Annotated in this window: 1 protein-coding gene and 2 pseudogenes; all 3 read left to right on the top strand. The window is 55.1% G+C overall.

Annotation, left to right across the window (positions count from 1 at the left end):
• Positions 1–160: 160 nt before the first annotated feature.
• The gene (locus HV744_RS36205; RefSeq protein ID WP_246279379.1) at positions 161–799 is read left to right on the top strand and encodes an IS6 family transposase; all 639 of its coding nucleotides are present in this window, start codon (positions 161–163) and stop codon (positions 797–799) included.
• Between the two features lie 483 nt (positions 800–1,282).
• Positions 1,283–2,930: pseudogene (gene ltrA, locus HV744_RS38670) on the top strand (group II intron reverse transcriptase/maturase).
• Between the two features lie 114 nt (positions 2,931–3,044).
• A pseudogene (locus HV744_RS36195) lies at positions 3,045–3,242 on the top strand (DDE-type integrase/transposase/recombinase); the annotation flags it as partial.
• Positions 3,243–3,393 lie beyond the last annotated feature (151 nt).

The following is a 3,393-nucleotide window of genomic DNA, read 5'->3' as shown; positions in this document are numbered from 1 at the left end:
CCGCAGCGATTGCTGCGAACTGAGCCCGGATACATGGCTGCAACCTCGACCCAGTGCCAGAGAACGCGGACTGCTTGACAACAGGGAGTCGTCCATACATGGTGCAAATAGTGAAGGTGATTCGGTTAGAGTACTGCCTCCCCGATTTCATCATCCGACAATGAGCAAGCTGAAGAGCATGGACGAGCTGTTCTCAGGCCGTCACTTCAACCGCGACGTGATTATTCTGTGCGTGCGTTGGTATCTGCGCTACAAGCTCAGCCTGCGTGATCTCGTCGAGATGATGGCTGAGCGCGGCCTGTCGCTGGCCCACACAACGATCCTGCGCTGGGTGAAGCGTTACACGCCGGAGTTCGTCAAGCGATGGAACCGTTTCGGCACGCCTGCGGGAGCGTCGTGGCGTGTCGATGAAACTTACCTGAAAATCCGCGGCAAATGGGTCTATCTTTATCGCGCGGTGGATCGGGCGGGTCACACGGTTGACTTCCTGCTCAGGGCGAAACGTGATGTGGCCGCAGCCAAAGCCTTTTTCAGCAAGGCGATCAAACATCAGGGCAAGCCACCAAAGACCATCACGCTCGATGGCTACGCCGCCTCACATCGTGCTGTGCGTGAGATGAAGGCAGACGGCTTGCTGCCTGTGGACACGAAGGTCCGATCCTCGAAATATCTCAATAATTTGGTCGAGGTGCGACACGAGGTCGCTTACAGAAGTTGTTCACACTTCTCGCCGCATAGAAGGAGTGGACCACCGGTGTCACCCGGTGAATCCAGGAGCCTGAATCAAGAGCGGCTCTGACAACGCAACGAAGCGCTGCAAGGCGCGGGGTATCAATCGCGAGAGGCGTACCCTTCTGGCAGCCATACGCCGGATGAGTGCCAGATAGTCGGTATGGTGAAAACATTTGAATCTGCAGTAAAGGTCGTTAAATTGAACGAGCGGAAATGGCTATTGCGCTCGAACCAAAACGGTACTGGAGGTGGGAACAGCGTTTCTCGATTACGCTTTCGTGACCCATATACCTCCCGGCCAAGAGCAGGCACCTAACCCGACGCACTTCCATAAGCGGAACGTGGAAACCCCGTATCGCTCCCTTCGGGGGCAGCAGGCTGCAAGGTCTGCCCATGGCGGTGCGGGCACAGGAACGAGGAAAAAGCGAACGCCTGGCTGTAATGGACGGGATACGGGTTGCGACATCACCCGACGCGAAAGCGGGCAGACTTCCTCATGGTCTCTCCTCACCAGAGAGTTTGCAGAACCATCTATACGGGAGGAAAGCAAATGAGTGCAGCAACACGGGCGCGTGCACCTTCTGGCGTGACGTGGGACGGCATCAATTGGGCCGATGTTCAACGTCAGGTAAGAAGGCTGCAGACGCGTATGGTGAAGGCCGTACAGGCCGGCCGTCATAACAGGGTGAAAGCCCTGCAATGGCTGCTGACCCACTCGTTCAGCGGCCGTGCATTAGCCGTCAGGCGGGTGGCTGAAAACAAAGGCAGGAACACCCCCGGTGTGGACAAGGTAACGTGGAAAGCACCGGCGGCAAAGGCCAACGCGATTGCGTCGTTGAAGAGGCGGGGTTACTCGTCCCTTCCGCTTCGGAGAATTTTTATTCTGAAGAAAAACGGCAAGACGAGGCCGCTCGGCATACCCGTGATGAAATGCCGCGCCATGCAAGCGTTACATCTGCTGGCGTTGGAACCAGTTGCGGAAACCACGGCCGATCTGAATTCTTATGGGTTCAGGCCGGAACGCTCTACTGCTGACGCTGGAGGACAATGCTTCAATTCTCTGGCAAAAAAGGCGAGTGCGGAATGGGTGCTGGAGGCCGACATCCAAGGCTGTTTCGACAAAAATTTCCCACAACTGGATGATCGCCAATATCCCCACGGACAAGGTGGTCCTAAAGAAGTGGCTCAAAGCGGGATATGTGTATCAAAACGAACTCTTCCCCACTGACGCCGGCACCCCACAAGGGGGAATTATTTCACCGGTGGCAGCCAACATGACGCTCGATGGCCTCGAAGCGATGCTAGCGGAAAAATTCCCGCGAGCGAAACCGAGAGGTCTGAAAATGAACATGGTGCGTTACGCGGACGATTTCATTATTACCGGTCACTCGAAAGAGTGGCTGGAACATGAGGTGAAGCCGGCAGTAGTTGAATTTCTGGCGGAACGCGGTCTGGTCTTATCGCCAGAAAAGACCAGAATAACGCACATCAAGGATGGGTTTGATTTCCTCGGATGGAACATTCGCAAGTACAACGGCAAGCTCTTGATGAAACCATCGAAAGCGAACGTCAAGGCGCATCTTGACAAAATTCGTGAAATCATCAAGGCCAACAAGACGGCTAAACAGGCGAACCTGATAAGGCTGCTCAATCCCGTTCTACGAGGATGGGCGAATTACCATAGCCATGTTGTCGCCAAGCAAGCCTTCAATCGGGTCGATCACGAGGTCTGGTCAATGCTATGGCGATGGGCGGCAAGAAGGCACCCCAAAAAAGGAGCCCGATGGGTGAAGATCAAATACTTCAAGACCAAAGGCTTCCGGGACTGGGTATTTGCCGCAACAGAAAAAAAAGAGGATGGCACGACAAGAGAGGTCATCTTGCTCAAGGAATCGGACACGCCAATAAAACGGCATGTCAAGATCAAAGCGGGCGCCAATCCGCACGATCCGCAATGGGCGCCGTACTTCGAATCCCGATGGGGCCAGAAGATGCTGAACTCGGCGCGCGGTCGCCGTAAGCTGTACCGTGTCTGGCTAAGGCAAGATGGCATGTGTTCCAACTGTCAGCAGCCCATCACAATCGACACCCGCTGGGATGTCACGCATATTGTGAAGCAAACTGACGGCGGGACGGATGCAGCAAGCAACCTTCAGGTGCATCATCTCAATTGCCGTAGAAATCCGCAATACGCCTAAAAATGAAGTTGTGCTACCGGGTGTCTTCAGATGCCTTTGCAGAGGCTTGAGCCGTATGCTCCTAAAGGCGCACGTACGGTTCTCAGGGGGCGGCGGCGCAGTAATGCGCCGCTGCTACCCAACCAGGACCACCGCAACATCAAGTCCCGCACGAAAGTCATGCTCGGCTTCAAACGTTTCAGGAACGCAGCGATCACTCTCACAGGTATTGAGTTGATACATCGTATTCGCAAAGGCCAATTCAGCCTCGCGAAGCTCGGCCTCAAAGATACCGCTGCGCCCGCAGTCTGGAAGACCGTCCTGTCTGCTTGATGAGGTATCCCTTCTATAAGAAAAATCTCGTCCAGACCGCCTATTTGCACCATGTATGGACGACTCCCTGTTGTCAAGCAGTCCGCGTTCTCTGGCACTGGGTCGAGGTTGCAGCCATGTATCCGGGCTCAGTTCGCAGCAATCGCTGCGG

The organism is Paraburkholderia ultramafica, assembly GCF_902859915.1.
Classification (GTDB): domain Bacteria; phylum Pseudomonadota; class Gammaproteobacteria; order Burkholderiales; family Burkholderiaceae; genus Paraburkholderia; species Paraburkholderia ultramafica.
Note: the sequence above shows the minus strand (reverse complement) of the source record. Positions and strands in the feature narration are given on the sequence as shown.

Excerpts from the sequence above, each read along its gene's own strand:
- HV744_RS36205 (WP_246279379.1), top strand. The coding sequence starts at position 161 with ATGAGCAAGCTGAAGAGCATGGACGAGCTGTTCTCAGGCCGTCACTTC.